Consider the following 6886-nt stretch of genomic DNA (forward strand, 5'->3'; position numbering starts at 1 on the left):
TTCACCCGTGGGTAGCAACGTCGCCGTGATCGGAACCGGATACGTGGGTCTCACCACCGGTGCTTGCCTGGCTCACCTCGGCCATCGCGTGGTGTGCGCCGACGTGGTGCCGGCCAAGGTCGAAGCCCTGAGCAAGGGAGAGGTTCCGATCCTCGAGGCCGGCCTCGACGAGTTGGTCCACGAAGGTCTCCATTCCGGTTTGCTGTCGTTCGTGCTCGGTGCGGCGCCGGCCGTGGCCGAGGCCGAGTTCATCTACCTGTGCGTTCCCACACCCCAGGGCGAGGACGGATCGGCCGATCTCTCCTACATCCAGGCGGCCGCTGCCGAGATCGGACCCCACCTACGGCCAGAGTCGGTGGTGATCAACAAGTCCACGGTTCCGGTCGGATCGACCCGGGTGGTCGAGCAGGCGCTCGGACGATCCGACGTGGCCGTCGTCTCGAACCCCGAGTTTTTGCGTGAAGGGTCCGCGGTGCACGACTTCTTGCACCCCGACCGGGTCGTGATCGGCGCCGATGACCAGAGCGCTGCCATCCGCGTCGCTGGCCTCTACCTGGGCCTTCCCGCCCCGCTCCAGGTCACCGATCCGGCTTCGGCGGAGACCATCAAGTACGCATCGAACGCCTTCCTGGCCACCAAGATCAGCTTCGTCAACGCCATCGCCGCGGTGTGTGAAGCGGTGGGTGCCGACGTCAACGACGTCGTGTTGGGCATGGGCTACGACAAGCGGATCGGCGACGCCTTCCTGCGTCCGGGCCCAGGCTGGGGTGGTTCCTGCTTCCCCAAGGACTCACGGGCGCTGGTACGAATCGCCGAGGATGCGGGCTACGACTTCGATCTGCTCAAGGGCGTCATCACCGTCAACGAGGAGCAGTTTGAACGGGTGGCCGACAAGGTCGAGCGCATGGTCGGCGGTTCGCTGAGCGGCGTCACCGTGGCGGTCTGGGGGCTCACCTTCAAGGCTCGTACCGACGACCTTCGGGACTCCCCGTCCCTCCAGGTGGTTCGTCGACTGTTGGAGCGCGGGGCCACGGTCCAGGCCTTCGACCCCGCGGTGGAGGTAGCCCAGGGCGAAACCGATCAGCGGTTGGCCGGCATCTCCCTGGCCGCCGATGCCTATGGCGCGGTCGAGGCGGCTGCGGCGCTGGTCGTGCTCACAGAATGGGACGACTTCCGCTGGGTCGACTTCGACAAGGTGTTGGGTGCCATGGTCAGTCCCAGGGTGGTGGATGCCCGCAACCTGTTGGACCGCGGTGCCCTGCAACGGCGCGGTTTCGACTACGAGGGCATCGGCCGGAGCTGACGTGGGTCGGGTCGTAGTCACCGGCGGCGCCGGATTCCTGGGGTCCCACCTCTGTACTCGCCTCTTGGAGCGAGGGGACGAGGTGGTGTGCATCGACAACCTGATCACCGGGTCGATCGCCAACATCGAAGCGCTGTTCGCCCGTCCGGGGTTCACCTTCGTGCAACACGATGTCAGCACGTTCATCTGGGTGCCGGGCGCGGTAGACGCCGTTCTCCACTTCGCCAGCCCGGCATCACCGGCCGACTTCGAACGCATACCGATCCAGATCCTCAAGGTGGGCAGCCTCGGAACCCACAACGCGCTGGGATTGGCCAAGGCCAAGGACGCCCGCTTCTTCTTGGCCTCCACCAGCGAGGTGTACGGCGACCCGCTGGTACATCCCCAACCCGAGGACTACTGGGGCAACGTCAATCCCATTGGCCCTCGAGGGGTGTACGACGAAGCCAAGCGCTTCGCCGAGGCCATGACCATGGCCTACCACCGTCATCACGACCTCGACGTGCGGATCGTGCGCATCTTCAACACGTTCGGCCTCAGATGCGCCCAGATGACGGGCGGGCCGTGTCCAACTTCATCGTTCAGGCCCTGCGGGGTGAGCCCATCACCGTGTTCGGTGACGGGAGCCAGAGCCGCAGCTTCACCTACGTCGACGATGAGGTGCGGGGGTTCCTGGCCCTGCTCGACGGGTCGATCACAGGTCCGGTCAACATCGGCAACCCGGTTGAGTACTCGATACTCCAGTTGGCCGAGACGGTGCTGGATGTGACCGGTTCGGCTTCCCCCCTGGTGTTCGAACCGCTTCCGGTGGACGACCCGACCCAGCGCCAGCCCGACATCTCCTTGGCCCGAGCTGAACTGGGCTGGGAACCCACCATCCAGCTTCGAGAGGGCATTGAACGCACCACCGCCTACTTCCGGACCGTGTTGGGCATCTGATCGGCCTCGCCATCGGTGAAGCCGAGCGGGGTGGCGGCGTAGGTCAGTCGACCCGGGCCTCGGCTTCGGCCCGATGTGAGCGGTACCAGGCCACGGTCTCGGTGAGTCCGTCGGCGAAGGAGGTCTCGGCCTGGAACCCGAATCGTTCACGGGCCCGGTGGTTGTCGATGCCGGCGTGGCTGACCGTCGGGTTTGGAGGAATCCCAGCGGATCTCGCCGTCGAAGCCGGTGGCCTTGGCCACGTGGGTCACCAGCTCACGGATGGGCATCTCGTGGTCGGTGCCGAGGTTGACCGGGTCGGGGTCGTCGTAGTGTTCGGACGCCAACACGATGCCGCGGGCGGCGTCGTCGACGTAGAGGAACTCCCGACTGGCCGACCCCGTTCCCCATAGCTCGATGTGGTCGGCGCCGGTCTCAACCGCTTCCACGCACTTGATCAGGGCGGGGATCACGTGGCTGACGGCGGGGTTGAATTTGTCCCCGGTCCGTAGAGGTTGGTGGGGATCGGGTAGATGACCTGCTGGCCGTACTGCTCGCGGGCGGTCTGGGCGTGCACGAGCTGGGCGAGCTTGGCGATCCGTCAGGGGCGTTGGTCTCCTCGGGAAGCCGTTCCACAACGATTCCCTCGTGGAACGGTACGGGCGGCTCTTTGGGGTAGGAGCACGGTGCCGACCAGGACCGTCTTGTCCACGTCGTGCGCGGGCCTCTTCCACCACGTAGGTGCCCATCAGTAGGTTGTCCAGGTACAGCCTGGCCGGGTGGACCTGGTTGTAGCCGATGCCGCCAACTCGGGCGGCCAGGTGGATGACCACCGTCGGATCCGGGAGAAGAGCTCGGCCAGGCCCGTCGGTCCCGCAGACCGACCTCGGCGCTGCGAGGCACGGTCACCTCGGCTCCTGATGCCTCAGGCGGGCCACGACGGCTCGGCCCAGGAACCCGGCGCCGCCGGTCACGAGCACACGGCGGTCGGTCCAGTGGCTGGTCATGGGTGCGCATCGTACCGGTGTCACCTCCAGTGCCCGGTTCCGGTCAGAATCGGATCGTGGAACGAGCTAGCGCGTGGCCGTCACCTCGAGCAGTGCTGGCACCGGGTTCCTGGGGCACCGCCACGTCCATCCTGGGCACCGTGTCCGCCTTGAGCCTCCGAGACGACGTGGACGTGGGGGGGGTGGCCGCCGTCACGACGGTCCTCCAGTTGGCGCCTTCGAGCGGGGGGTCGAGGTGCGTCACCTGCGCCGTTGCCCCGTCTGGCGCTCTACGAGGCCTGGCACGCGCCGATGGCCACCGGTGGAACGGGCCACCGGACCGGTCGACGTCATCCATGCCACCGCCGTGGCGGTCCCGCCGGGCAAGGCCCCGTTGGTCATGACCATCCACGACCTCGCCTTCCTCGCCGATCCATCGCTGGTCACCCGCCACGGCAACCGGTTCTTCCGAAGGGGGACCGAACTGGCCCGTCGCCATGCCCGCCTGGTCCTGGTTCCTCCGAAGGCCGCGGCCAGAATGTCGGTTGGCTGGCTTTGACCCTGGATGGATCCGGGTGATCCCCTGGGGAGTCGAGGCACACCCGGTGTCTGAAGTCGAGATCGGGGCCATGCGGGACCGGTTGGGTCTTAACCGGCCATACGTGCTGTTCGTGGGCACCATCGAACCCCGCAAGAACCTGAGTGGTGTGATCGCCGCGGTGGCCGGCCTGGCCGGCCGTGACATCGACCTGGTGATCGCCGGGCCCGAAGGCTGGAACGAGGACCTCGATGCTCGTCTTGCCGTTCTCGACGGGTCCGGGATCGGTGTGCCGCCCTCGGCTTCCCTGCCTCCCAGCGACCTCCTGCCGCTGTACGCCGGTGCCGCGGTGTTCTGCTTCCCCAGCATCCGAGAAGGATTCGGTATGCCTGTCCTCGACGCCATGGCCCATGGTGCTCCCGTGGTCACATCCCGAGGCACCGCCACCGAGGAGGTTGCCGGCGACGCTGGGATCCTGGCTGACCCGCTGGATCCGTCGGCCATTGGGGTCGCATTGGAGGCGGTGCTCACGATCCGGCGAGCCGATCGGATGAGCCGGGACGGGAACGAGCGAGCAGTTCACCTGGTCTCGCACCGCGGCCTGACCGCGGCGGTCACGCCGAGTGGCACCGTGACCGACATGTCGTCTGCTCCGTTGCACGTCGGTGAACCTGCTGTGGTTGGTCCGGGCGTGTGGGCGGAAGCGAGGAGTACACGGTGCGCTCTCAACGCTCTCACCGACGGGGGAGATCGATCCTCTGAGGTCGGACCTCCGATTCAGGTCACCCTGTTCGCCCTGCGTCAGTTCGCCGAAGCGCACCCCGATCTGGCGGCGAGGTATCCGGTGGTGGCGGCTGCCGATACCGACGGTCACTCCCGGGCTGAACGGGTGGCGCGGGAGGCGACGTGGCTTCCCCGAGCACTGGAACGTCACGGTGTCGACCTGGTCCACCACGCCGGGGGAGTGGTCCCACCCGGTCCATTGTCGGCCCGGACCCCATCGGTGCTGACCATCCCGCCCGCTGGTGGCCGCCGATGCCACGGCTCTGCCATGGGTGGTGGGCTCGGGAGGCCTGTTGGTCGACCCCGGTGACGTCGACGCCTGGGCCAGGACCGTGGCCGATGTGCTCGACGATCCGGCATTGCAGCACCGCCTGTCCACGGCGGCCAAGGCCCGGGCCGCCACGCTTACCTGGGATCGGACCGCCGATGCTGGCCGCCGGATACCTTCGGGCCGGTGCCATGGGCGGAGGATGGTGGGCGGTGAACCTTCTGGCCGCAATGCCCCCACTTCGCTCCAGGATCTCGCTCCGACCGGCGAGGTGATGACCCAGATCGTCGAGCAGTTGGCGCAACGAGGACACCGGATCAGTGTGGTGACCTCCTGCCCTGGTACGTCCAACACGCCATTGAGCCCGGCTGGGAAGGTCAGCTGGTCCGTCACGAGGACACCCGTGGGGAGGATCACCCTGTCCACCGTTCCCCACCGACAAGCGCAACATCCCCGGCCCGCGCCCTCAGCCGCCGGTTTCGCCGGGCTGGGCATGGCCTGGCCTGCCATCGTGAGTCCCGCCCGGCCCGACCGGTCTTGGCCATGTCCCCGCCGCTGACCTTGGGTTTGGCGGGTGGCGCGGCCCAGAAATCCACCGAGTGCCGTTCGTGTTCAACATCCAAGATGCGTTCCCCGACGTTGCCGTCGAGTTGGGGGATTTGCCACCGATCCTCGGGTGATTGCGGTGGCCTCCTGGCTGGAACGAGACCTACCTGCGCTCCGACGCCGTCACCGTGTTGTCCGACGACCTGGCTGCGAACGTGCGAGCCAAGATCGCCGGAAGGCGAGGCCAGGCCGGCGACGGTGCCAAGGTGAAGGTGATCCCCAACTTCGCAGATACCGACTGGATCAGGCCACTTGGAACGTAGAGAACGCCTACCGCGCCGAACACGGTCTCTGCCTTGAAGGAACGGTGGTGATGTGCGGGCAACGTCGGGTTCTCCCAGTCTCGACCCAAGGTGCTGGCGCGGCCGCCTGTGCTCACGACCGACTTGCATTGGTGTTCGTGATCAGCTTGGTGGCGGTTCGTAGCGACTGGAAGGCGGCGGCCGGACTCGACAACGCGTCGGGTTCGTGGACATGGCCCCCAAGGATCGCTTGCCTGGTGGCGGCAACCGCCGACATCCATCTGGTTCCGCTCAGGCTGGCAGCCCGCTCCAGCGTGCCGTCCAAGCTGTACACGATCCTGGCGGCCGGGAGGCGGTGGTGGCCTCGGTAGACCCTGGCACCGAAGGTGGCCAACTTACAGTCGATGCGGCCGGGGCCGGGATCACAGTTTGCACGCCAGGGGACCCCGAAGCCTTCACCAAGGCCATCGGCCAACTGGTCCAGAACCCGGCCGAAGCCCGGGCCATGGGCGAACGAGGCCGGGAATTCGTGGAGGGTTGGGCATCCCCGGCTGCGGTGGCTCAGGCCTATAAGGCACTGTTCGACGAGAACTGCAGCGCTGACTCGGGAGGTGGGGTTCGGCCGTCTAGCGTGGCCGGTCTATGACCTCGTCCTCCTCGGCCAAGAAGGTGGCCGCATCGCGGCAGGAACAGTAACACCTCAAGAAAAAGGGCGCCAACTGGTACTTCCGGTACTGATCGCCGCCCTGGTCGCGGCTGGGATCCGGTGTGGTCGCCTATGCCCGATGCCAGAACATCGGCACCGGCGACAACACCACACCGCCCACGGCAGCTGGCTGATGGGTCGACGTACGACCATTTAACTGCCACCCCCGCCATAAATGAACGATGACGTGGGAAGGAGTTGGGTCCCTTCTCCGACATCCGGGGCCGACGTACTCGGGATCCATGCCCACATGCCGGTGGGGCGTTGATCCACATCCACCCGTTCTCGGTCTCTGCCGCTGGTGGGGGCGCCCGCATGGGCGCAAGTTTTTCGATCAGGTCGGTCTTGTTGTGACCGACACCGGCTTCAAACCCCCACGACAGCAAGGTCTACAAGGCCGGTGGGACCACCTGTGTGGCGGCAAGCCCACCGAGTTGGTGATGGCTCGATGGAAGGAACCACTCACCAGCCAGACCGGCAAGCCCGACCAGATCCTGCGATCAGGCTTCTCCGACATCCGCCCCGAGGCCGACCTC

The 6886-nt window shown here is 66.8% G+C and carries 8 protein-coding genes and 2 pseudogenes; 9 read left to right on the forward strand and 1 reads right to left on the reverse strand.

Annotation, left to right across the window (positions count from 1 at the left end; all coding sequences use genetic code 11):
- The first annotated feature begins 28 nt into the window (after positions 1 to 28).
- Both IPG97_12150 and IPG97_12155 read left to right on the forward strand, forming a co-directional pair.
- Positions 29 to 1303 (forward strand): UDP-glucose/GDP-mannose dehydrogenase family protein, encoded by a 1275-nt coding sequence (locus IPG97_12150; GenBank protein MBK6857266.1) that lies wholly within the window; start codon positions 29 to 31, stop codon positions 1301 to 1303.
- Positions 1230 to 2242, forward strand: a pseudogene (locus tag IPG97_12155) (SDR family oxidoreductase). Before IPG97_12150 ends, IPG97_12155 begins: the two are co-directional and overlap by 74 nt.
- Positions 2243 to 2285: 43 nt before the next feature.
- On the opposite strand, the pseudogene IPG97_12160 reads toward IPG97_12155, so the two are convergent.
- A pseudogene (locus IPG97_12160) lies at positions 2286 to 3228 on the reverse strand (NAD-dependent epimerase/dehydratase family protein).
- A 301-nt stretch (positions 3229 to 3529) separates the two neighbouring features.
- Between IPG97_12160 and IPG97_12165 the strand changes: the two are divergent.
- The 7 genes from IPG97_12165 to IPG97_12195 form a co-directional block, all read left to right on the forward strand.
- Positions 3530 to 3766 carry a hypothetical protein gene (locus tag IPG97_12165; GenBank protein MBK6857267.1) on the forward strand — a complete coding sequence of 79 codons (237 nt, stop codon included), beginning with the start codon at positions 3530 to 3532 and terminating at the stop codon, positions 3764 to 3766.
- 46 nt (positions 3767 to 3812) lie between these two features.
- On the forward strand, positions 3813 to 4838 hold the full coding sequence (locus IPG97_12170) for a glycosyltransferase (GenBank protein MBK6857268.1): 1026 nt from the start codon (positions 3813 to 3815) through the stop codon (positions 4836 to 4838).
- Entirely contained in the window at positions 4822 to 5355 is a 534-nt protein-coding gene (locus IPG97_12175) for a hypothetical protein (protein ID MBK6857269.1), read from the forward strand. The genes IPG97_12170 and IPG97_12175 overlap by 17 nt, the downstream gene beginning before the upstream one ends.
- Positions 5356 to 5476: 121 nt before the next feature.
- Positions 5477 to 5665: a hypothetical protein gene (locus tag IPG97_12180; GenBank protein MBK6857270.1), complete on the forward strand. Its 189-nt coding sequence runs from the start codon at positions 5477 to 5479 to the stop codon at positions 5663 to 5665.
- A gap of 131 nt (positions 5666 to 5796) precedes the next feature.
- Complete coding sequence (locus tag IPG97_12185) at positions 5797 to 6015, forward strand: hypothetical protein (GenBank protein ID MBK6857271.1); 219 nt, start codon at positions 5797 to 5799, stop codon at positions 6013 to 6015.
- Positions 6003 to 6290 carry a glycosyltransferase gene (locus IPG97_12190; GenBank protein MBK6857272.1) on the forward strand — a complete coding sequence of 96 codons (288 nt, stop codon included), beginning with the start codon at positions 6003 to 6005 and terminating at the stop codon, positions 6288 to 6290. The genes IPG97_12185 and IPG97_12190 overlap by 13 nt, the downstream gene beginning before the upstream one ends.
- Before the next feature lie 410 nt (positions 6291 to 6700).
- On the forward strand, positions 6701 to 6886 hold a 186-nt coding region (locus tag IPG97_12195), incomplete at its 3' end, for a hypothetical protein (protein ID MBK6857273.1).

The sequence above is a fragment of the Microthrixaceae bacterium genome, from assembly GCA_016702505.1.
Taxonomy (GTDB): Bacteria; Actinomycetota; Acidimicrobiia; order Acidimicrobiales; family Iamiaceae; genus Aquihabitans.